The 23,330-nt window shown below is 42.2% G+C and carries 15 protein-coding genes; 6 read left to right on the forward strand and 9 right to left on the reverse strand.

From position 1 onward, the window contains the following. The first annotated feature begins 53 nt into the window (after window positions 1–53). The 4 genes from modA to RYH73_RS07055 all read left to right on the forward strand — a co-directional run bounded on the left by modA (window position 54) and on the right by RYH73_RS07055 (window position 3,987). Entirely contained in the window at window positions 54–809 is a 756-nt protein-coding gene (modA, locus tag RYH73_RS07040) for a molybdate ABC transporter substrate-binding protein (RefSeq protein ID WP_335312710.1), read from the forward strand. Further along, window positions 806–1,480 (forward strand): molybdate ABC transporter permease subunit, encoded by a 675-nt coding sequence (gene modB / locus RYH73_RS07045; RefSeq protein WP_335312711.1) that lies wholly within the window; start codon window positions 806–808, stop codon window positions 1,478–1,480. The genes modA and modB overlap by 4 nt, the downstream gene beginning before the upstream one ends. 20 nt (window positions 1,481–1,500) lie before the next feature. Next, a complete protein-coding gene (locus tag RYH73_RS07050; RefSeq protein WP_335312712.1) occupies window positions 1,501–2,349 on the forward strand; it encodes an ABC transporter ATP-binding protein in 849 nt (282 codons plus the stop codon). 945 nt (window positions 2,350–3,294) lie between these two features. Then, window positions 3,295–3,987 carry a phosphonatase-like hydrolase gene (locus RYH73_RS07055; protein ID WP_335312713.1) on the forward strand — a complete coding sequence of 231 codons (693 nt, stop codon included), beginning with the start codon at window positions 3,295–3,297 and terminating at the stop codon, window positions 3,985–3,987. A 51-nt stretch (window positions 3,988–4,038) separates the two neighbouring features. Here RYH73_RS07055 and RYH73_RS07060 read toward each other — a convergent pair whose 3' ends face one another. The 8 genes from RYH73_RS07060 to RYH73_RS07095 all read right to left on the reverse strand — a co-directional run bounded on the left by RYH73_RS07060 (window position 4,039) and on the right by RYH73_RS07095 (window position 18,091). Then, entirely contained in the window at window positions 4,039–4,515 is a 477-nt protein-coding gene (locus RYH73_RS07060) for a sulfatase/phosphatase domain-containing protein (RefSeq protein ID WP_335312714.1), read from the reverse strand. 177 nt (window positions 4,516–4,692) lie between these two features. Beyond that, on the reverse strand, window positions 4,693–5,283 hold the full coding sequence (locus RYH73_RS07065; RefSeq protein ID WP_335312715.1) for a sulfatase-like hydrolase/transferase: 591 nt from the start codon (window positions 5,281–5,283) through the stop codon (window positions 4,693–4,695). Window positions 5,284–5,512: 229 nt separating this feature from the next. Continuing rightward, on the reverse strand, window positions 5,513–6,820 hold the full coding sequence (locus RYH73_RS07070; protein ID WP_335312716.1) for a hypothetical protein: 1,308 nt from the start codon (window positions 6,818–6,820) through the stop codon (window positions 5,513–5,515). Window positions 6,821–6,975: 155 nt separating this feature from the next. Then, entirely contained in the window at window positions 6,976–10,131 is a 3,156-nt protein-coding gene (locus tag RYH73_RS07075) for a GH92 family glycosyl hydrolase (RefSeq protein WP_335312717.1), read from the reverse strand. Window positions 10,132–10,144: 13 nt separating this feature from the next. Next, window positions 10,145–11,905 (reverse strand): class I mannose-6-phosphate isomerase, encoded by a 1,761-nt coding sequence (locus tag RYH73_RS07080; RefSeq protein WP_335312718.1) that lies wholly within the window; start codon window positions 11,903–11,905, stop codon window positions 10,145–10,147. A 79-nt stretch (window positions 11,906–11,984) separates the two neighbouring features. Beyond that, on the reverse strand, window positions 11,985–13,577 hold the full coding sequence (locus RYH73_RS07085; RefSeq protein ID WP_335312719.1) for a RagB/SusD family nutrient uptake outer membrane protein: 1,593 nt from the start codon (window positions 13,575–13,577) through the stop codon (window positions 11,985–11,987). A 43-nt stretch (window positions 13,578–13,620) separates the two neighbouring features. Next, window positions 13,621–16,692: a SusC/RagA family TonB-linked outer membrane protein gene (locus tag RYH73_RS07090; protein ID WP_335312720.1), complete on the reverse strand. Its 3,072-nt coding sequence runs from the start codon at window positions 16,690–16,692 to the stop codon at window positions 13,621–13,623. 46 nt (window positions 16,693–16,738) lie between these two features. Beyond that, entirely contained in the window at window positions 16,739–18,091 is a 1,353-nt protein-coding gene (locus tag RYH73_RS07095) for a sugar porter family MFS transporter (RefSeq protein ID WP_335312721.1), read from the reverse strand. A gap of 109 nt (window positions 18,092–18,200) precedes the next feature. On the opposite strand from RYH73_RS07095, the gene RYH73_RS07100 reads away from it, so the two are divergent. Next, the gene (locus RYH73_RS07100) at window positions 18,201–18,932 is read left to right on the forward strand and encodes a GntR family transcriptional regulator (protein ID WP_335312722.1); all 732 of its coding nucleotides are present in this window, start codon (window positions 18,201–18,203) and stop codon (window positions 18,930–18,932) included. A 253-nt stretch (window positions 18,933–19,185) separates the two neighbouring features. Next, the gene (locus RYH73_RS07105) at window positions 19,186–21,534 is read left to right on the forward strand and encodes a GH92 family glycosyl hydrolase (RefSeq protein WP_335312723.1); all 2,349 of its coding nucleotides are present in this window, start codon (window positions 19,186–19,188) and stop codon (window positions 21,532–21,534) included. 117 nt (window positions 21,535–21,651) lie between these two features. Here the strand turns inward: RYH73_RS07105 and RYH73_RS07110 are convergent, their stop codons facing one another. Then, the gene (locus RYH73_RS07110) at window positions 21,652–23,310 is read right to left on the reverse strand and encodes a RagB/SusD family nutrient uptake outer membrane protein (RefSeq protein ID WP_335312724.1); all 1,659 of its coding nucleotides are present in this window, start codon (window positions 23,308–23,310) and stop codon (window positions 21,652–21,654) included. Window positions 23,311–23,330 lie beyond the last annotated feature (20 nt).

The following is a 23,330-nucleotide window of genomic DNA, read 5'->3' on the forward strand; positions in this document are numbered from 1 at the left end:
TACGTATAAGGTAGATTTAAAAAAAAATCTTACCTTGACTTCAAATAGGAGTAATGAAAAAGATTTCAGCTGTTCTGCTACTAATATTGATTGTTTTGCAGTCAAACGCGCAGCCAAAATTGACAGTTGCAGTAGCAGCAAATATGCAATATGCAGCGCAAGAACTCATATCGGAGTTCAATAAAACGGAGGATATAACTATCAACATTGTGTTGGGAGCGTCAGGAAACCTTTCTCAACAGATTATGCACGGTGCTCCTTTCGATATTTTTATAGCTGCGGACGAAGAGTTTCCAAGAAAAATAGCTGCCAATGGATTTTCGTTGGAACCACCTAAAATTTATGCGCAGGGCATATTGGTTTTGTGGACTGCTAAACCGAACCTTTCTCTTTCCGAAGACTTAACGTTATTGCAAAGTGAAAAGATCAAAAGCATTGCCATTGCTAATCCCAAAACTGCCCCCTACGGTCAAGCAGCGATCGCATTACTAAAAAAAAGGGGTATTTACGAGAAGGTATCATCAAAACTGGTGACCGGTGAAAGTATTACACAAACCAGCCATTTTATTGCTACCAAGAATGCCGATATCGGTTTTACGGCCAAATCAATTGTCATTTCCAAAAAAATGAAGGAAGTAGGAAAATGGCTTACTTTAAACATACAGGACTATCCCCCCATACGGCAGTCCGCAGTACTATTAAAATACGCACAGACGCATCACGAATCGGATGCGAAAAAATTCTATAATTTTTTATATTCGGAAAAGGCGAACGCCATCTACCAAAAATTTGGATATGTAATAAAATGATCGAACTTTTTCCCATATGGTTAACGTTGAAACTCGCGTTAAGTACAACAGTCATCTTATTAATTTTAGCTGTTCCGATTGCTTTCTGGATATCGGATAGAAAATCTGTCTTTAGCCTTATCGCAGAAGTCATTGTAAGCCTACCGCTTGTTTTACCTCCTACAGTCATCGGATTTTATCTGTTAATCGCATTTAGTCCTAATTACGCATTCGGTTCATGGCTGGAAAAAAGCTTCAACCTTCGTTTGGTTTTTTCTTTTCCGGGATTGCTGATCGGATCAATTATTTATAGTTTACCCTTTATGGTCAACCCAATAAAATCAGCGCTTTCTTCCCTGCCACCAAGTTTAAGAGAAGCTTCTTATTCACTGGGAAAAACCAAAAGCCAAACTTTGCTAAAAGTGCTACTCCCTAACATTACACCTTCCTTGCTTACGGGCGTTATTCTAACTTTCGCACATACGATCGGTGAATTCGGAGTAATCATGATGATCGGTGGTAATATACCAGGAAAAACACGAACGGCTTCCATTGCTATCTACAACGAGGTGGAAACATTTAATTATCAAAATGCCAATACATATGCGGCCATCTTAATGGCCATCTCTTTTATCATTTTATTGGTGTTATATTCTTTTAATCGTAAAAAGGAACAGATAAAATATTATTGATTTACGACTGTCAAAGAGATATGATTGAATTTAATTTAAGGAAGACTTTACATACAGCAGAAGGCGACAGGCCGCTAAGTATAAAGACGCAGATAGAAACAGGAAGTTTTCTCAGTTTATATGGTGTATCGGGTTCTGGGAAGACATCTATTTTACGAATGTTAGCTGGATTTTTGAAACCAGATGATGGCTATATCAAAGTAAATGATTCGATTTGGCTCGATACGTCGATCAAATATGATCTTCCGTCGCAACGACGACGTATTGGCTTTGTGTTTCAGAATTACGCGCTATTCCCTCATATGAATGTGCACGAAAACATCTCATTTGGCTTAAACAAAAAGGATCCGCCAAAAATTGTAACGGAACTGCTAGACCTAACCGGTTTAGCGAATTTATCAAAACGAAAGGTTCAAACACTTTCAGGAGGGCAACAGCAGCGGGTTGCCCTTGCAAGGGCAATTGCAAGAAAACCAAGCCTGTTACTGCTAGATGAGCCTTTATCTGCAATTGATGATGAAATGCGAATCCAACTGCAGGAGATGTTGTTAACCGTGCATAAACACTTTGCCCTCACTACAATCCTGGTAAGCCATAATGCAGAGGAGATAATCCGTCTCTCTGATAAGGTCATTCATCTCGAAAATGGAAGAGTACATGAGCCTGTAAGCCCGGCTACTTTATTTTTGAAGGAAACTGGAAATCACCGATTAACCGGAACGGTTGTATCTTTGGCAGAAGAAGGAAATTTTACGGTCATGATCGAAAATCGACTTCTGTTGATGAGGGACGCTTCACAGTCCTATAAAATCCGTGAAAAAATCGAAATAATATTCGATAAAGGTACATGGATAACCAAACAATCCTAATTATAGAAGCGATTAAGATTTATCTGATCTTTATTTTTTTCCGACTTTTTTTGAATGTGTTCTATCCCTTTTTTCTTCCGCACGAATCAAATTTCTAGTAATACTGAAATTTAAAATATCGGTTAATTCAGATGAGGAAAGGGCTTGAGCCTCATAAGTGTTCAAATTGTTTATTTCAACGGTTCCACACATGGGATACTCCGTTATCACATAGGTGTCGTTTAAGCAAATCAGCCTAATATCTCCTATGGTTGTAATTTCTAATTTGAGTAATTTACTCAATAAAGATAAACTCAAAGGCATGACATCAACAATTTTCCTCTAATATAATATATTTATATTATGCAATCGATTGTTTATTATTATTTTTTTATTAAAAGTAAGCAAAAAAATCAAATATCATTATTAAACTTAAGCTTACTGAAAATAATGTCGAGAAAATAGTTGTCTATTGTTGTTTCGCAGTAACATTTTCGCTCTAACGAGTATTCAAAAAGGTCTACTGACACCACTATCTAGTTTTAACTTCGTACGTTCAAAATAGAAGACAAAATTAACCATAGTTTAGTATTTATAAATTTTGTTTATAATTTTTAACAAAAAGATAATATAGAAATGAATTTGTTAACATAGGACAACCCCTTCTAGGAAATATTTTTCACGATATCGGAACTACAAATCACTAAAAAAACACACCATTCTATCCTTTAGAAAGCCAATGGGTCTGCTGCAGGTTGTGACCAACGGCATTAACAAAAATTTAACCAGCGAAAAATATTCAATATAAATAAACTTTGTTTATATTTGTACTTCCTTAATCAGCATCTTTCTATTGCATAGAAAGCGATGATTAATAACTTCATGCCGTCGCCGCAATACACGTTGAATGTCGGTTTTGGGGTCAAGCATTTGCAAGAATAAAAATGATATAACAAAATTTATTACATGCATAACAAAATAAAAATGGTTGTATTCGATATGGCCGGTACGACTGTAGATGAGGATAATATTGTATATAAAACCTTACTAAAAGCGATTAATGAAGCTGGATTTGATTTTAGTTTAGATCAAGTTTTGGCAGAAGGTGCCGGAAAAGAAAAGAAACAGGCCATCCGCTCGGTACTCACTGTTTATGCTAATTTGGAAAATGAAGGTTTAGTCGAGTCCATTTACGAGAACTTCAAGCAACAACTCGATAAGGCCTACGAACGAGAGGAAATTGTACCTCAAAAGAACGCCGAAAAACTCTTTCAAGTATTAAAAGAGCAGGATATTTTAGTTGTTCTCAATACCGGTTATGATCGGCTTACCGCCCAATCGATTATCGACAAATTGGGATGGAAAGAAGGAAAGCAAATAGACGGGTTGGTAACGGCTAGTGATGTACCGAAAAACAGGCCTTATCCGGATATGATCCATTTTGCCATGAAACGTTTTAATATAGTTGACAGCAAGCAGGTTGCAAAAATAGGCGATTCTACTATTGATATTGAAGAAGGTCAAAACGCCGGTTGCGGCTTAACTATCGGCATTACGACCGGTGCACATACAGCTGAGCAATTGGAATCGGCACATCCTGACAAAATTATCGGAGATCTGATTGACGTATTATCTTTATTGGATAACGTTCCTGCATAATCAATCAACCGCCAATCCATCATAAAGACCATTCTTCCGTGGAACAGCCATTTATTTTTTTGCAGGGATCTTTCTATTCAAAAATTCCCATTCTAACAAGTGTGAGTTTTCATGTTCGGCCACCTGTATGGCCTTAAATCGAGCGATGATATCAGGATATTGCGCTGCCAAATCCTTTGTTTCCTGCATGTCGTTCTTTAAATCGAAGAGCATCCACGGGCTGTCATTGGTTTTACGTACATTAACACGTACTCCCTTCCAGTCGCCCATTCGGATAGCTACCTGTCCGCCATTCTCCGGATACTCAAAATAAATATACTCGCGCTGCTTTTGCTTATCCGGCTTACCTAAGAGGGTAGGTAATAGTGAAATGCCATCTGTATTATTAGTTTCGGCATTGGCTATTTCGGCCATAGTGGCCATCATATCAAACTGAGCAGAAATAAAATCACTTTTTGAATTTGGTTTAATTTTCCCTGGCCAACGCACGATAAAGGGTTCACGTATACCACCTTCAAATAAATCCATGGATAAACTCCTGAGGTACTTGCAGACCAACATGTGGAATAGTGTAGGGTAGATACAGAAAAAAGGGTAAATCTCTGTTTTTTTCAATAAAGTTCAACGCTTTTTCTGTCATCTTTGCAGCCGCATAATCACGGCCAATAAATTTTTTAAAATCCTCCTCCGTTGTACGGGTAGAATCTAGCTGTTGGTGAATTTGAAAAGAACGATTTTGCAGCGTGTCCCATTGACCATTCTCCCACAAATGGGTAGGGTAATAGTTATGTGCCTGCTTCTGATCGAGAATCCATAGGCATAATCAAAACCCTGCTTATTTGGATTGCCGGTAGTATAGGCCATGCCCAGTCCCCACTTACCGACAATACCGGTGGTGTATCCTACGGCCTTTAACATCTTTGGGATCGTATAAACCCCTTCTGGCAAGGGCATCTGTCCACCTTCTGTCGAATCCGCAAAACCGCCCATTTCATAATTTCCACGGATATAAGCGTGTCCTCCGTGCTTTCCTGTCAATAACATACAACGGGCCGGCGCACAAACAGGGGTCGATGTATAATGTTGCGTAAACTTGATGCCTTCATTAGCCATTTTGTCTAAATTCGGCGTTTTGATGATCTTTTGACCATATGGCCCTATCTCGCCGTAACCGAGATCATCCGCATAGATGTAAATGATATTGGGTTTATCAGATTTATTGTGTTGTGCATTTACGTTGATAGCAAAAAGTATAAGGGCTGCTAGTAGGTTCAATCGTATGTTCATTTTTTTCATGCTGTTAACTCCGCTTTTTGTCCGGTTTTCCATAGTATAGGCCTATGGCAAATTGGCTTATTATCAGCAATGATAAATGAAAAAAAAAGATTTTACAACGGGCTATTAAACACAACCGATTGCGTAAAAATCATCGGCAAACCCTGTTCCTAAATAAAGAAAAGGACCAACGTGAAAGTACCAAAAAACTGAGTGAACAAATTTTAGACACCTCACGTGGTCGTTATTTTCATTCTTCTGTCTTTACCTGTTCTTGCAGATGGGTAATGGCATCGTATAATACACCTGCTTCTCCCCTAAACGTTCCGGATCCTTCGGGTTTATTATCACGTGTATACCATTCGAAAAAACCGTTATTTTTTAATACCCGATCAATCATTGGTTTTAGCTGCTCGTAAGCCTCTTGCCGGAAGCCATACTTAACGAGCTGTTGAATCATACGCCCACCGAACCATGTCCAATCGCCTCCGTTCTGGTAGCCATAGGGATACATACCTTTGTTCTTGAACGCACCTTCAGGATACGTTGGATAAAGCGTTAAACCGATGGTCGCTGCTCCTGATTCCTTTACATTGACAATCATTTTATCCAAAGAAGCTTTAATCTCGTCTTTAGTTAACAAACCAGCCTCAATAGCTATTGCTGTACCTCCATGATAGTAGATTGCATTTTCGTCAAAAGTGCTATCAAAGGGTGAACCATTTAGGTAAAGGTGGGGGATAAATTTTTGGTGCTTAGCATCCCAGAGATGTTCCATCGTGTTCTTCGCAATACGCTCGCGGATGGGCTTCCATGTTGCTGCTTTTTCAGGTACTATCTCCATAAAATTATCTAAGGCGATCAAAAACATGGCATTATCATAAATATCAATTGCCAAATGCGAATCGTCGGTTAAGTAAACACCCCAATCATGCTCGGGTTGCACATCGCCCCAGTCGGCAGTGGTAGCGCCCCATAACAAGCCATATTTTTCATTATAGCGTTCATTCATCAGAAAAGATAAGGCTTGTTCCATCCGATCGCGTATAGGGATTGCACCAACTTTGAGATTTAGAAACGTGGTATCTTGCGTTGCTTGCAGGTATTTATACACCGCCTGTATTAATGAGGTCTCCTGATCGGTTTCCACGGTATTCTTATGTCCGGCATAGTGTGGTGCAAGATCGTTATAAATATAATCATAACCTCCCTTACTCGATTTTACGGTTGATTTGGGCACAAATCCGTCAACAATATTACCATCTGTTCCTTGCAATTGGAAAAAGATAACCAAGTTATCTCTTAAGGTATCTTTTGGGTGAGCTTTTGCGGCAAGGTTAATAAAGGTATTGTAATCGCGGATCCAAACTTCCCGATACCCATCCCCTGCATTAAAGCCCGTGCTTACCACTTTTAAGGCTCGCTCTTTTACTGTATTTAGACTGCTGTCAGCAGCAATCACCTGGGCCAATGTTTGTTCCTTATTTTTACCCGTTTGATTATTACATGCGTAAACAATTGGGCAAATAAGGAATACGATTATTGCTATTTTTTTCATTTGAACAATTGATTTTTTATGGCAATGAAGCTTGCATAAATTATTTTTCACTTTTGCTTGACTTCAACGGCGTTTAAGAGATCGCTACGCTAAGTTCATATCCTTTTGTTTATAGTAATTTATGCAGGTCTCATCGGTTTATTTTTTATTAATTGTTAATTCGCTCGGGGAACACCATTGATACCCCATGTTTGACTTGGTTCAGGTCCCATTTCCAACACCAGCGTCCCTCCTTTTAGTACCTCTGCTGCAGGTAGCCAACAGTCGTTCCATTCTTTTCCGTTTAGATAGGCTTTCTGCACATACATATTTTTCCCACTCGTATGCTTGGCCTCGATCGTAAAATTTTGGCCTCTTCCAAATCGTTCACCTAGATTAATGGTCGCTTTCTCAAAAAGAGGACTACCAATTTCATAGATCGGATCGACCCGTGTACCACCATCTGTTTGGAATAAACCTAATGCGCTCATAACAAACCAAGCACTCATCTGCCCCTGATCTTCATCGCCCAAATAAGCATTCGATTCACCGTGCCCATAGTAGCGTTCCATAATGGCACGGCTCCACTTTTGCGTTAGCCAAGGACGTTTAACCCAGTTAAACAAAAAGGCGAAGTGCATAGACTGTTGGTTTCCTTGCACCACCGGATAATCCCAATACTGATCATTTGGACCATTGAAGCGCCAGCGATAGCTTTCGCCGAAACCCCATTCCAATCGTTTGATAAAGGTGTCCTCGCCAATTTGCTGTGCTAAGCCACTTACGTCTTGTGGTACGAAATAAGTCAATTGCCATGCATTACCTTCCACATAATGTTTATTCGCTCCCGATTTGAAGGGATCAAAATCAGGTAACCAGTTGCCTTTCTTATCTCGCATCCGTGCATAACCTGTTGTTGTATCAATCGCATTTTTCCACCAGGATCCACGATCAGCAAAAATCCGGTATTCCTTTTCTTTACCGAGGGCTTTAGCAAATTGACCAACAGTCCAATCATCAAAACTATACTCCAACGAGTTGGAAAAACGACCTTCGTCGTAGGGAACATAGTGATGCTGTAAATAGCTCACTAAATCACGATTTCCCGCATATCCCCCTTCTACGGGCCCTGATGGTGTGGTTTGCATTTTATGAACTGCTTCGAACGCTTTGTTCACATCATAATCACGAATGCCCATTTGATAAGCTCCTACAATAAGCGGTATTTCATGTTCTGCTACCATAACCGGTATGTACTCCATTCCGGCAGGCCCCTTCGCTAACCAACCATTGGCATCATACATAGCTAACTGTGATCGTACCCACTTATTCGACCACTCAGGAGTAACTAGATTCCAAAACTGATTAAGATTCCAGAAGGTATTCCAAAACGCATCGCAACCTAAAGCCCGATCCTCTTTGTTGCTAAAGCGACGTATCTTTTCGTCTGCTGACACCCAGCTACCATCTACATCGCTAAAGGTATTTCTACTGGCTAAAGACCGATACATATTCGTGTAAAAGCGTTGTTTTTGTAAAAGATCATTTGATTCAATCTGAACACGACTCAACAGTTTGTTCCAAGCAGCTTGTTGGGCCGTTACCACTTTATCAAACGACCAACCAAAAGGCTGACTAATCTCTTCAGCTAAATTCTGTTTGGCCTGCTCTAATCCCACATACGAAAGACCGGTTCTGACCTGGACCGTTCGCTCTCTACGGACATCAAATTCAACAAACATACCAGCATCTTTTGCAGCACCGGTTGATAGTTCGCGCTGTTTCAGAACTTGACCATCCTTCCAGTAACCAACCTGCTGAATAGCTTGATCGAACTCCATCACAAAATACACCGTATAAGCTTGATCAACGCCACCCGACCAAACATTTTTTGACAATTGTTTACTAAATCCTGCAATGCGATTAGGACCGATCTGCTTGAGGCTTGCCTCCTCAATTTCATAGGAATATTCACTAGGAATTTGCAGATCAACCATCACTCGACCTGTATCCCCGCTATGGTAAGTATACCGTTGCATACTGCTTCGTGTACCTGCGCTCAACTCGGCCGTGACATTGTAATCGGTCAAATCGACACGGTAGTAACCTAAAGGGGCCTTTTCGGTCGATTTATCAATTCTTGATCGATAACCACTATCTGGTTGGTGTTCATCGCCAATATGAATTTGCAAAGGGCCGGTTGTAGGAAAAGTGCCTAAACCTGCCATCGTCCATTCATGGATGTGACTAAAAGTGCCAATCGATTCAATCGTGGGATCATAGCCTGCCTGCCAACCGCTATTTTGATTATCAGGACTCAGTTTCACCATGCCAAAGGGCATCCAGGGCCCTGGCGCAATCATCCAGCGTGAATGAGCTGCACCCATCATTGTATTGACGTATGTAGCGGGTCCCGCTTCGCGCTGGGCAGACCGAATCACCTCACCGCTTTCGCACAAACGGCCATTAAGAAATACCGTATAAGAGCTTCTTTTAGATTGTTTAACAGCCGGCATAAGAGCTTCGAAAAGATGGCGCCCCGAATCAAGTTGTTTTTTAAAAATTGATCGCCCCTCTAACTTAACTTCAAGGTTCGGCCTTCCTTTTAGGTGGCTAAGATCGATCAACATAGGTTGATAACGTTTACCTGCTTGCTCTATTTCGTAATTAGCTGCCTTCACGTTACGGATTAAAGCATCGTTTGCCGGTTTTAACGAAACGGAAGAAGGGCCCTTAAGAAGAAGGTTATCGAAAACAAGCCATCCACCTTGAAGACTGGTTAATTGAATCTCATTGAAACCTTTTTTTAACAGATTAGATGCTATTGGTATTGCAATATGTTGGGTGTCTTTTTTCAAAAAGGGACCAACCGGCTCTCCTTTTCCTTCACCGCTTTTTAACCGAAAATGATGAGCCTGACCATTAATCGTAATCTTCAACACAGGCGCATGGAGCGGATCGGTTCGCAAGATATTAGTTTCAAAATAAAAATCAGCAGCGTTCTCGACGTGCTCCAACTCAAAATCAATCGATAAAACATGTGAACGTATACCCGCTGTGGGGCCGGTACCACCCCATTTAGTTGCCGGTCCCGGCAATACGTATGGCCACTCCTTATTAGCATCCGAGTAACCGATTAGAAAAAAACGATCTTCGAAACCAAAATCTTGCGCAATAAATTGTTCATACTGATCTGGCGCCAAAGCCATTCCCTGTGGACTTTGATCTGATTGACCGATCTCCCATAAGACTTTTAAATCCTCCTTGGCATACCCGTTAATTGAAGTCAATACAATAAGCAGCAACCAAGCTATTCTTTTTATTATCTTCATCTTATTTACTGGTTTAACAAGCTTCATCTTTAACATATGCAACAACGACTTTCGCTTTCCGCTTGCCCAAATTACGGAGACTATACCCCTGAGCTGCCGCGGGAATTGCAAAAGTTTCTACGAAATTAAACACCTGTTTTGATCCATTTGAAGTGGTCAATTCGATAGACTCGCCTTCCACTAACATCAATATATGGCATTGTTCGTGTGTCAGGATATGAACCTGATCATCAAATTCGTAACGATCAACCGTATAAAAATGCTCAGCATGCGTTGGTAGGTGAAACAAACAGCTCTGTTCGTCAAGCACCTGCCGCACAGGTTTTGAGATTAGTGTATCCATAACAGTCTGCCCCTTCCGCGAAAAATCCAAGTTATCAAAGGCTCGGTCAATATTTAGCGGACGTGGATTCCCTTCTAAATCGGGCCGCACCCAATCATACATCTTAAAGGTAAAAATATAAGGTGTCGCACTGATTTCCAGCACCAGGTTATTCTTTCCGGACGCATGGACCGTTCCATTTGGAATCAGGTATAGTCCATGCTTTTCAGCAGGAAATTTCTGCACATAATCTTCGATATTCAACGCTTCATTTTTTTCAAAACTTTGCACTAATGCCTGTTTAAAACGCTTGGGTTCAATGCGCTCCTGAAAGCCTAGGTAAACCTCAGCATCTTTCTCACAATCAACAATATAATACGTTTCATCTTGTGTAAAACTTTCACCAAAATTCTCCCGAATATAAGCGCTTCTTGGATGGCACTGAATGGATAAATTTCCTCCTTCATAGGTATCCAGAAAGTCGAAGCGAATTGGGAATTCGTCACCAAAACGTCGATGTGCTCTTCCTAATACGTTTTCACTTTCTTGATACATCAATTGATCGAAGGAAACCTCTAGCTGGTTTCCTCCGTCTGTTAGTACCAAACCATTTTCGGGGACAATCATCTCAAAAGACCAAGCATAATTAGGAACTGCCGGATCTAGACCTGGTAAATGATTTTTTAACCATTGCCCTCCCCACACACCGGGCTCGAACCAAGGTCTTACCCTGAAAAAAGACTGTGACATCTGTTCAAGGGTCTTGCGAAGGGCGTCGCCATACATCCAGGTGATTGTATCCGATTCTTGCTGATCTGCCATGATACTGATGTGAGGTAATATCGCCTTTTTATGTTTATTCAGAACAACCCAATCAACAAAATAGAAACGTTTGTAGGTTTGCTTGTTATCTTGCAGTCGTTGCGCACCCAGATTGCGTACCAAACCACCACGCATACGCTTTTGGATGATGTTTTTAGGAAGATCGACATAAACTATCGGTGCCGTTGGATCGCACAATGCAGCGCCACAGCCATATACGATTATTTGCTGCGCACCGCCTTTGTAAATCAAACTTTTAAGTCGGTCTCCATCAAAGAAATCGACTAAGGATAAGGAGGTCTTTATACCAAAGATTGGATCATCACCACCGAGAAAAGGCGCTACCTTGACTTCAATGTTTGATGTCGGCAACAGGGCACTTTCCACCGACACGAAGTGCACTTCTTTGCCAAGGCGTTTAAACGATGCTTCCAAATTGCTCACCACGGTATGCCAATCGACACCAATATATCCGTCAAGTAAACAAAGAGGCAAACCACCTAAAACACTGGAAACCAACGCTTCAAAGCCGTTAAAAATTTCACCTTGCACCGGATAAGTCGGGCATATTTCATAATTCAGGTTTACTTTTCCATTGGCTAATTCCATTTCCTTTTGTTGTTGTTCCATAATATTAATCATTCTATTTCGTATCTTCTTTTATCCTTAGTCAAATTTCAAATTATCGGCATATTATTTCCTTTCCACGCTAGTAGCCCGGGTTTTGCGTTAAACTAGGGTTCCTTTGCAGTTCATCTGTCGGAATGGGTAATAACAAATTCTTTTCTTGTATAATCGCGCCTTTATCATTTGCATGGCCAATAACCGGCTCAAAACGAATGTCGCCACTACCATCTCCGATAGGTACAGGAAACATCCGCGTGCGTTGGATGTCAAACCATTGCCGGCCTTCAAATACCAATTCGCGGTAGCGCTCTTTCCAAACCTCTTGGACAAATTGCTCAACCGAAAGGCCGGCTAAACGCTGTCTCAATTGATTAATATCGGCCTTCCACAACGCTCTTGCCCTAACCTGCAAGAGGTAATTGATGGCTTCATCCGTTACACCTTCCGAGAGGGCGATAGCCTCAGCGGCGATCAATAGCACATCTGAATAGGTATAAATTGGTAAATCTTTTCCCGAACTAGCGGTCTCAAATGTTGCTTCATCATCCATCCACATATAAGGTGCCGTCACAAAATTCAGGGTTGTACCATTAGGTCGGGTCAATGATGAATGGAAGTATTGTTTTTCCTGAATACGGAGGTCATCCGTACGGTTATAACCTTGTAAAAATCTGGTTGAAGGCCCATAAGCGTTATTGGTAATGGCAAAGACCGTAGAGGATGCCGCCGTAGCCGGGAAAGCCCAGTGTACGTGAGTGGAAGTAGAAATACCTACCGCGAACTCATAATAGTAAATGTATTCCGCACTATTATTGTCCACCAAACGCAGTTTATTATAGGCCGTACTATTCAGATTAACCGCACCATCCGCGCTACGATCGTGCGTAGTTAGCTGGTAAACCCCACTACTGATAACGGACTTAGCAACCGATGCACTTTTCGCATACTCCGCTTTTTGTAGAGGGTAACCTCCCATCGTAAGGTAGACATCTGCTAAAAGCGTGGCAGCCGTACCCCTGGTTATCCTTCCACCGTTGTCTGGCATAGTCGTCTCCGCAAGTTCTCCTTCATTCACGCCAAACTCCAGGTCAGCGGTAGTCAAGGCGTACACTTCTTCCAGAGGGCTCTTGGGAACATTTAAATTCGCTAAGCTTTCATAAGGTTCGGTAATCAACGGCACTTCGCCAAAAAGTCGAGCGAGTTGAAAATAACCCATCGCCCGAAAATAACGCGCTTCTGCCAACAGCTGATTACGCTGCGTATCTGACAAACCGGGTGTTGCAGGAATGTATTTAATAGCATTATTGGCACGGGCAATACCCCTATACAAGATGCTCCAAATATCCTGAAAATAGGTAGACAGATTGGTTGCATTGAAGGTCATGTTTTGGGCATGCTGTACATGCACCTCCTGCCCCTTAAATTCATTGTCGATATACCCGGTTAAATACGGCCCAAAGAACATTTTCGCACCCGAATAATGCGTACCCGCCCCATCGTAAAGCTGTGGTGCACCCGTTCTGTACAGTCCATTAACGGCATTGATAGCGTGTTCCGGCTGCGTGAAATATTGGCTGCCGGCTATTTCATCTTTAGGTTCTTCTTCCAGAAACTTTTTACATGAACTGAAAGTAGCAGTTACTGCTATAAGATATAGAATGATAATTGCTTTCATTTGATCAACTTTTAAGATTTTCAATGGATTCATATCGCCTTACTTAAAATTGAAAACTAGTGCCTAAGGTGAAGGTTCGAGGGCGTGGATACTGGTGAAAATATATATTCTGTCCCCATTGATTCGTTCCCCAAGAAGTAGCTTCCGGATCGTAACCTTTAAAGCTATCGGATTTGATTAAGAAGGCATTTTGGACGCTTGCATAAATCCGCCAGTTCTTCAGGCCAATTTTACTCAATTGTGTGTTGCCAAAATTGTAGCCCAAACTGATGGCGTTAACCCGAAGGTAAGAGCCATTGGCCACCCAATGATCGTCAACTTCACTATTCTGTCCGGAATATGGGCCGTTACGAATTTGTTGAATCATGGTATTTTGATTCTCCTCTGTCCAGCTTTCCGTTAATGTCCATCTAAAGCCATTGGAATAACCGGTACGATCTTCCATCGAGTGGAAGAACTGTTGGAGGATATCTACGCCCATTACAAATTGTAAATCAACATTTAAATCAAAGTTTTTATAGCGGAAGTTGTTGATAAAACTACCGGTCCAATCAGGTAATCCTTTACCAATAATGGTACGCTCGCTGCTGCGCTTCGCTTCACCGGGAATGGCGCCCACTTTAGTGGCTTCAGCAGCTTCATCCGTACTCCAAGTTCCCAGTCGTCGGTAACCCCAAAAAGAGCTCAGACTTTCACCAACCCGAAGAATGGTTTGGCTGCCCGACACCCAGTTTGGCCCGGGGAAGATATCTTCATCATTCGCTCCTAAGGCTTCGATCTTATTTTTATTATAATTGAAGTTAAGCGTTGTTTCCCAACTGAAATCGGTGGATTTCACTGGGCTACCGCTGATCAACACTTCAATACCTCTATTCGATACAGAGCCAATATTATCACGAACAGCAGCAAAACCTGTAGAAGTTGGAACGGGGCGGTCAAGCAACAGGTCGGTTGTGAGCTTATGATAATAATCAAAACCGAAACTTAAGCGACGATTAAAGAGCGATAGATCTATCCCGATATCAAACTGCTTTGTTTTCTCCCATTCCAAATTCGGATTCGGTAAGCGGTTGATATAACTCTGTGAAACGCGTGTACCATTGATCAGTGTTGTTTCTGAAGATATCGTACCTAGGGATTGGTAAGTTGGAATCTCTGTATTGCCTGTTATACCATAACTCGAACGTAATTTTAGTTCATCGATAGCCTCCAAATCCGCTAAAAAACGTTCTTGAGATAACACCCAACCCAAACCCACGGATGGGAAAATACCGTATTTATTGTTTGCGCCGAAGCGTGAGGAACCGTCGACCCGTCCTGTAAAGGTCAGCAGGTATTTACTTTTATAGCTGTAGCTTCCGCGCAAAAAATAGGAATTCATTGACCAACGATCATAGGATGAGGTTGGTGCGCCGGGCTGACTGGCGGCCTGGATGCTATTGAAACGGAAGAAATTATCAGAAAAGCCTCTTGCTGAAATCGCATCGGTTTCGGCAGTTCGTTCTTGCCAACTCAGTCCCAGGACACCGTTGATACGATGATCACCAAGCTCTTTATTGTAATTTAAATAGGTTTCTTCCTGCCAGTAGAACGAATGTTGATTCTCAATGTAAGCGTAACCCAGCGGTGCCGAGATGTTAATCAAATCCGTCGGATCATAATTCTGAATAAGATTATCTTGTTTATCAAAACCAAATTGTGTGCGTAAGTCAAGTCCGGGCAGGATGTGAAAGGTCGCATAGGTATTTCCGAAGATCTGCGTCCGCTTCCGGAAACGATCTTGTGTAGTCAACACGTGTACCGGATTAGGAATGGCTTCGAGGGAATATGCGTCACTGATCATCCCACTGTGTGCCCAAGTGCCGTCAGGAAATTTCACCGGAAAAATTGGAGGCATTTCCAACATCGACCTTCTGGGCATTTGGTGGCCTCCCTCCTCTTCAAATTCATTCCCTCGGTTATAATTCACGAGTATATTGGTTCCTAACGACAACCATTTCTTCGGATTGGCATCATAAGCAAGTTTACCGTTAATACGTTCTAACCAGTTATTGAGCATAATGCCCTCCGTTTTATTGTAATTCATAAAAGCACCGAAGGACGATTTTTCTGATTTTCCCAGTACCGATAATTGATGGTTATGAGATATGGCGGTTCGCGTAGCCTCTTCTTGCCAATCGGTATCGTACAGTGGATTTCCCTGTGCATCGAAGAGCCGTGGGTCTGATTTAGTAAAGACAGGTGGCGTACCGCTCGGATTATATTTGCTATAATTTTGAAAACCCCGCTCAATTACTTCCAAAAATTCCGCTGAATTCAGTACATCCAGTTTTTTGGGCAATACGCCCATACTGACAAAGCCATCGTAACCAATGACAAGACCTTCCGTTGGTGCACCACGTTTGGTAGTGACAAGAATGACCCCATTAGCACCCCGTGCACCATAGATTGCCGTCGATGAAGCGTCTTTCAAGACTTCCATGCGTTCAATGTCATTTGGATTCAGGAATTGAATGTTCTCCATTACCACTCCGTCTACCACATAAAGCGGGTTGGACGAAGAATTGATCGTACCTAAACCTCTGATCAGTACCCGAGGACTGCCCGTCGGCGAACCTGAGTTTAGAAATACATTTACACCTGATACTTTACCTTTTAAGCCTTGTAGCATATTGTTAGCGGGAACATTTAGTAGTTCTTTTGAGGAGACCACTGCAACGGAGCCCGTTAGGTCTGACTTACGTTGCGTACCGTAACCCGTAACAACAACCTCCTCCAAGGCTTCATCATCCGATTGAAGATTCATGTTAAAAGTACGTTGCTTGCCTACCGTAATTTCTTGCGACTGCATACCGATATAACTGAACACCAGCACAGCCTGCTCATTTGCTACCGTTAATTGAAATCGCCCTTGAGCATCGGTAATGGTACCATTTCCCGAGCCCTTCTCGCTGACGTTAGCCCCAGCTAACACGATATCCGTCCCGATGCCTTCGAACACTTGTCCCGAGACCAAGATGCCCTGCTTTGCAGTCGCATGTGATTGAGATGCCAACAGGATTAATAATCCCAGGAAGTAAAACTTCCAGCGTTTGTACATTTTTGTTTCTTTCATTTCATTTAAGTTTTAATAAAGGTTAGTTTATAAGTAGACGTTATCGTTAATTATTATTTTCCCCGCATCTATTTTTATTGAATTTCTCCTGCCAATAGGCTTCGATGGTTTCCAATGTTTTTCCTTTGGTTTCCGGCAAAAGATAGTACACCGCCAAAAGGGCAATTGCACAGCAGACCGCAAAAAAACGAAAGGTCCAGGTAGCCCCCCAGCTGTCGAGCATGATGGGGGTTAGCTGACCGACGATAGCATCCGCTATCCACATCACTAACACGCTTAAAGCCATCGCTTTTGCGCGGATGGCACTTGGAAATATTTCGGAGGCCACGACAAACTTGAGTGGTCCGATGGAAAACGCAAAAAAAAGTAGAAAGCCAAGGATAGGAAGCGCCAACAACCACCCGTAGTTTTCCATGTTAAGATTTAAAAACCAAGCGGTTAACAATAAGCAAATCGTGGCACCTGCCGAACCGACAAGGTAAAGTGGACGTCTCCCCCAACTGTCTACTTTCCAAATAGCGATACCCGTAAAAACGACATTGGCAAGACCAAAATAAATTTGCGTTTGCAAGGACCCACTTAAGGAAAGTCCGGATTGCACTAATATTGTCGGGCCGAAATAGATGATAGCGTTAATACCGCTCAATTGGGAAAACAGGGGCAGTAACAAGCCGAGTAGAAGGGCCTGACGATATACGGGTTTCCAAATAGAGACCTCCCTAGTTTGATCGGATGGTGTGGTAGCACTGATCGCTTCCGTTAGCTGTAACCGTTGCATTACCTCTTCAGCCCGACCTTCATTCCCTTTTTGGATTAGCCATCTCGGACTCTCGGGAATACGATAAAGTCCCAGCCAAAATAACAAGGCAGGCATTGCGCCGATAAGAAACATCATACGCCAATGCGAACCATCAGTCCATTGCCAATCGTACTGGAGCACCGCCGCATTACTTAGATAAGCTATTAAAATGCCAATTGTAACAGCTAACTGGTAGCAAGTAACCATACGGCCTCGCAAAGGAGCAGGTGATACCTCCGCAATATACAACGGCACCACAATAGAGGCAACCCCTACCCCGACACCGCTCAAGCACCTTGCGACTAACAGGGTAAAGAAATCAGGGCTCACACTGCAACCTATCGCCGACAAGAAAAAGAGTGCCGCGGCCGCGATCAACAGTAACTTTCGTCCATAAAGATCGCTCAACTTACCGGCGAAGGCGACACCTACAATACAACCGATTAACGCCGAGGATACAAACAGCCCCTCCTGAAAGGCACTGAGTGCAAAATCTGTCTTAATCAGCGGGATGATACCCGAAACCACGGCCATATCAAAACCAAACAGGAAGCCTCCAAGTGAAACAATTATAATGATAAATAACAGATACGCCTTCATATTTTTTTTTATTTGAAAGTACATATGCATAATATGTACATACATACAAACATATAGCTATTTTTTTAATTCTACAAATAATCTTATTTTAGCCTATCAAATGGAGAAGATGAAACTGCAGATAGATCATAAAAGCGCAGTTCCTTTGCATATGCAGGCTGAAATGCTCTTGCGGGAACTCATTAAATCACCTGAATACCAACAAGGCAAATTGTTACCCAACGAAGTAGAATTAGCCAAACGATTGGCGATTTCGCGTACCACCTTGCGTTTGGCCATCAATAAACTAGTCTACGAAGAGTTATTGATCCGTAAGAAAGGTGTCGGTACGAAAGTGGCTTCCACCAAATTCAGCTCAAAATCAAAAAATTGGCTCAGTTTCTCACAAGAGATGAAGAACCGAGGTATTGAAGTCAAGAACTTCGAATTACATGTAAGTTGGGTATTACCGGAATCCCATATAGCCGATTTTTTTGAATTAAAAGAAGATCGAAAGGTATTGAAGCTCGAGCGTTTGCGAGGCAAAAAAGATGATCCTTTTGTCTACTTCATTTCTTATTTTCATCCGCGCGTGGGATTAACGGGAGAGGAAGACTTCAAACGACCCCTATATGAAATATTAGAGCAAGATTATCACATTGTAGCAGATCTATCGCAAGAAGAAATCAACGCCAAAGCAGCCAATAAATTTATTGCAGATAAACTGGAGATTAATCAGGGCGATCCTATCCTATTCCGAAAACGATTCGTATTCGATCGAGCGAGCCGCCCCATCGAATACAATCTCGGTTATTACCGAGCCGATAGTTTTACTTTTACGGTAGAGAGTCGACGTGATTAACTTGAAGCGGCCGACTTTGGTATTAAACCAGAAAACTGCAATCTTCTGTCACAAGCACATCTCTCATAGAAGCATTTGTTCATACAAATTGAATTTTAAAGACAACAAAGAGAAAATCTCCTTCCTTTCTTCATCTACATAATGCTTGACACTCGAGGGGATATTATTATATTTGTGAAATATGTACACACATATAGAATTAATATTGAGAAGAAGCTGATCGTAAACAATCACTTACATCTAAAGCTAAATTATGAGGAATATAAAAAATCTAAGCTATTTATTCATTATCTCTCTTAGTTGGACTACTATTTTAAAGGCCCAAGAAACGGAAGATTTGACTCGCTACGTTAATCCCAACATCGGCACAGCCCACAGTCGTTATTTTTTTTACACCCCCGCTGCCACGCCTTTCGGTATGGCCAAATTGGCTCCGAGCACCAACGGAAGTTACGGTAATGCTTCAGGTTGGGAAGCCGTCGGTTACGATGAGCGCCATCAATCGATTGAAGGATTTCCAAATTTTCACGAGTTTCAGATTGGAGGGATTGTTTTCGCACCAACGACAGGCCGCTTGCAGACACAACCTGGTAAATTGGGAGAGATTGAACGTGGTTACCGCTCCGCTTTTGATAAAAAGGATGAGTATGCTACCGCGGGATATTATCGGGTTTACTTAAAGGATTATAAAGTAAAAGCAGAATTAACGGCAACCGAACGGGTTGGTTTTCATCGTTATACTTTCCCTTCAACGGATTCCGCTAATATAATTTTCGACATCGGTCATCAAATGGGAGAAAGTGGCCCGGTAGTGGATGCCGCCGTTCATTACGAAGATCAAGTAGTGAAAGGCTACGTTGTTACGAAGCCAGCCTACGTACAAAAGTATCAACCGAATGCCCGTGTGACACTTTACTTTTACGCAGAACTGGATAAAAAGCCAAGTGCATTCGGTACCTTTATTGACAGCCTTCATTATGCCGGGAAAAAAGAAGCAAAAGGCAAAGGTGTAGGCACCTATCTCCGTTTTCATACCCAGGAGGGAGAGCAAATCAATATTAAGGTTGGACTTTCCTATACTTCGGTAGAAAACGCACACCAAAATCTAATAGCGGAGGCCTCCGATCTTTCTTTTGAAGAAGCCAAACAGAGTACACATCAACGCTGGAATCAATATCTCGGCAGGATTTGCGTAAAAGGAGGGAAAGAAACGGATAAGGTAAAGTTTTATACAGGTTTGTTCCATGCTTTGTTGGGTAGAGGCTTGGCTAGCGATGTTAAAGGATATTATCCAAAAAACAATGGCAGTATAGGGCAGATTCCACTTGACCAACATGGAAAACCGTTACACGCGCATTATAATACAGATGCAATTTGGGGAGCTTTTTGGAATTTGACGCAACTCTGGTCGATCGCCTACCCGGAATATTATGAAGACTGGGTTCAAAGCCAGTTACTCGTCTATAAAGATGCCGGTTGGTTAGGTGATGGTATCGCTACGAGTAAATACGTATCAGGTGTAGGAACTAACTTTACGGGATTGGCTATTGCAGCGGCCTATAATGTTGGTTTAAGGAATTATGATGTACCTCTTGCTTATGAAGCTGTCCGAAAAAATGAGCTAATAAGTGAAAACCGTATTCCGGGTGCCGGTAAGTTGGATGTAGGTGTTTTTGTAAAAAGAGGTTTCTCCCCTTATATCCCTGATCGTACCGGTAAGCCCGAATTGAATAGAAGTGGATCGCCTTTTGGTGCCTCGCATACGCTTGAATATGCCTTTTCGAGTTTCGCTGCAGCACAATTTGCTAAATCCTTAGGTAAGGAAACCGACTTCAAAACGTTTTCGAGCTTAGCTAATGCATGGAAAACACTCTATGACCCAAGCACGAAATTGATCAGGCCGAAGGATGAGGCGGGCAATTTCGTACAGGATTTCGATCCTTTTGCTCCTTGGCGGGGCTTTCAAGAAGGGAATGCCTGGCAGTATACTTTCTACGTACCGCACGATCCAAGAGGTTTAGTTAATCTCATCGGCGAAAAGACCTTTAATCACCGATTGGATAGTATCTTCCGCGAATCGCAAAAGAATATCTTTGGAGGTGGTAAAGAAATCGATGCCTTTGCCGGTATACAAGGCTTGTATAACCATGGCAACCAGCCTAACCTTCATGTAGCTTGGCTTTTTCATGCTTCCGGACGACCTGATCTAACGCAAAAGTGGGTACATGCTATTTGTGATGAATTTTATGGTACAGATGGTATACATGGCTATGGCTATGGCCAGGACGAAGATCAAGGGCAGCTAGGCGCTTGGTATGTTTTAGCCGGTATAGGCCTGTTTGATGTCGCCGGGTTAACGTCGCCCTCACCTTCCTTGCAAATAGGCACACCGCTGTTTGATAAGGTGACCATTAGTTTACCGTCGACTACGCAACGGGGTAAATTTATTATTACGACTAAACGACGTACAAACGGCCCCTGCTATACAAAAAATGCCAAGTTAAATGGAAAGAGGTTACATATGCTTCAACTCCCCTTTACAGCGCTTGTTAAGGGAGGCAACTTAGTGTTGGATTTAGTCGACAATCGTAGCACGCTTTAAACAGTACAAGTACACAACATAACTTGTGCAGGTCATGAACCAATCAAATACGTAACTTTACGAAAAGATTCCAACGAAGCAAAGGCCCTCTTCCTTGCTTTGTTGGAATCACCTTTATTAATAACCTGGATTCTGTTTGAATTGATCTTTATTGGTTACCGCATCCAATTCGCTTTGTGGAATGGGCCGTAATTGATGAAATGCTTGAATATAAGGGGAGGCGTCCGGATTGTGGGCCTGCACCCGCTCTAGTAACTTATTCGTCCGCTTCAGATCAAACCAACGGAGCTGCTCACCTGCAAATTCACGTGCACGTTCATCTAAAATAAAATCCAAGCTTATTTCTGAAGCGCTCACACGCATCTTCTGTGGATTTTGCTTGTCCAAAGCGGCACGCTGCCTAACAGTATTGATGTAATCAGCCGCATCTGCCTGATTCCCGAGCTGCACCTCTGCCTCGGCAGCGATCAAGTACATTTCCGCCAATCGAATCATAAATACATCGCGGGCACTTTCCGTTTCGTTGGCAGAAGCCCTGCTCGGGTCTTCAAATTTCTTCAACGAAATATAATGAAAACGATCTGCCGGCACTCCATTTGCGCTATAAACATCATTAACATCATAAATCTTATAAATCTTCCCCGCACGGGCCTCCGGCGAGACCACATACTTGCTACAAAAAATAGCGGTATCTCCCACATTCATTCCATCGGGTCGTTTTGCTTCATCCGTTTCGTTACAAAGCCAAGTGGTTTTAAAGGAAGCCTGGTAACGGGAATCCAACTGTTCATTAAATAGGTTCAATAAGAATTTAGTGGGCATATAACGCACATTCGGATAACCGTTAGCCACATCGCGTGACATCCCGGGTTGGGTATCATATTCCATGAGAAACATTGAATGCCCTACGTTGCTTCCATCATTGAACTCGAGATTCGTTGAATAATTCAGTCCCCAGATAATTTCCTGGTTTTTCTCATTATCCATATTCCATAGGTCTGCATAATTTGATATCAAACTGTATCCATAATTATCAATTACATGCCGGGCGTAAGTTAAGGCCTCTTCATAGCGACCCCGAGTTAAATATACGCGGGCACTAAAAGCCTCCGCAATCGACTTTGTGATTTTTCCGTAATCCGTATTTGTTTGCGGCGCATGCTCTACGGCAAATTGAAGATCAGTAAAAATCTGTTCATACACCTGGTCAACCGGTGTCTTGGTCGCTATTGTAACAATACTTTCGGTAGGCTCCAATGTAAATGGAATATCGCCGAACGATTCCACCAAATGCCAATAATACCATGCGCGCATAAAACGCAACTCTGCTTCCAAAACAGGTGCTTTGGCAGCCTCTACACCTGCTTCCGGGAGATATTTTAAGGCCGTATTTGCTAAGTTGATCCCTGCATAACAGGGTTGCCAAAGATTAGTTTTCACCCAAACATTATCAGAAATAAGTCCTTGATAATTCATTAAAGGTGGCTGAGGGTAAACACCATTTGTTCCGGAATTACCACTATTAGCCCCTCCGGTCCAAATATCCGTTCCCATTTCCAACAAAGCATAGCCTTGCTCCTTTCCGTATAGTTTTTGATTATAGGTATACATGCCATTGGCAGCAGCTTCAATGCCCTCCGGGGTGTTGAATAGACTTTCCACGGTAGCTCCTCCCGGGTTATACTCATCCAATGAACAGGATCCCATTACTAACGAAAGAAAAAGCACACTTAAGCGTTTAGATTTTCCGATTGCTATTTCAAGATAATTTTTCATATTTTTTGTTGCGCAGCGCG

The organism is Olivibacter sp. CPCC 100613, assembly GCF_036959255.1.
GTDB lineage: Bacteria > Bacteroidota > Bacteroidia > Sphingobacteriales > Sphingobacteriaceae > Olivibacter.

Bases quoted from the DNA above. Each gene is read 5' to 3' on its own strand.
- modA (WP_335312710.1), top strand. From the start codon at position 54: ATGAAAAAGATTTCAGCTGTTCTGCTACTAATATTGATTGTTTTGCAG.
- modB (WP_335312711.1), top strand. From the start codon at position 806: ATGATCGAACTTTTTCCCATATGGTTAACGTTGAAACTCGCGTTAAGT.
- RYH73_RS07050 (WP_335312712.1), top strand. From the start codon at position 1,501: ATGATTGAATTTAATTTAAGGAAGACTTTACATACAGCAGAAGGCGAC.
- RYH73_RS07055 (WP_335312713.1), top strand. From the start codon at position 3,295: ATGCATAACAAAATAAAAATGGTTGTATTCGATATGGCCGGTACGACT.
- RYH73_RS07060 (WP_335312714.1), bottom strand. From the start codon at position 4,515: ATGGATTTATTTGAAGGTGGTATACGTGAACCCTTTATCGTGCGTTGG.
- RYH73_RS07065 (WP_335312715.1), bottom strand. From the start codon at position 5,283: ATGAAAAAAATGAACATACGATTGAACCTACTAGCAGCCCTTATACTT.
- RYH73_RS07070 (WP_335312716.1), bottom strand. From the start codon at position 6,820: ATGAAAAAAATAGCAATAATCGTATTCCTTATTTGCCCAATTGTTTAC.
- RYH73_RS07075 (WP_335312717.1), bottom strand. From the start codon at position 10,131: ATGAAGATAATAAAAAGAATAGCTTGGTTGCTGCTTATTGTATTGACT.
- RYH73_RS07080 (WP_335312718.1), bottom strand. From the start codon at position 11,905: ATGGAACAACAACAAAAGGAAATGGAATTAGCCAATGGAAAAGTAAAC.
- RYH73_RS07085 (WP_335312719.1), bottom strand. From the start codon at position 13,577: ATGAAAGCAATTATCATTCTATATCTTATAGCAGTAACTGCTACTTTC.
- RYH73_RS07090 (WP_335312720.1), bottom strand. From the start codon at position 16,692: ATGAAAGAAACAAAAATGTACAAACGCTGGAAGTTTTACTTCCTGGGA.
- RYH73_RS07095 (WP_335312721.1), bottom strand. From the start codon at position 18,091: ATGAAGGCGTATCTGTTATTTATCATTATAATTGTTTCACTTGGAGGC.
- RYH73_RS07100 (WP_335312722.1), top strand. From the start codon at position 18,201: ATGAAACTGCAGATAGATCATAAAAGCGCAGTTCCTTTGCATATGCAG.
- RYH73_RS07105 (WP_335312723.1), top strand. From the start codon at position 19,186: ATGAGGAATATAAAAAATCTAAGCTATTTATTCATTATCTCTCTTAGT.
- RYH73_RS07110 (WP_335312724.1), bottom strand. From the start codon at position 23,310: ATGAAAAATTATCTTGAAATAGCAATCGGAAAATCTAAACGCTTAAGT.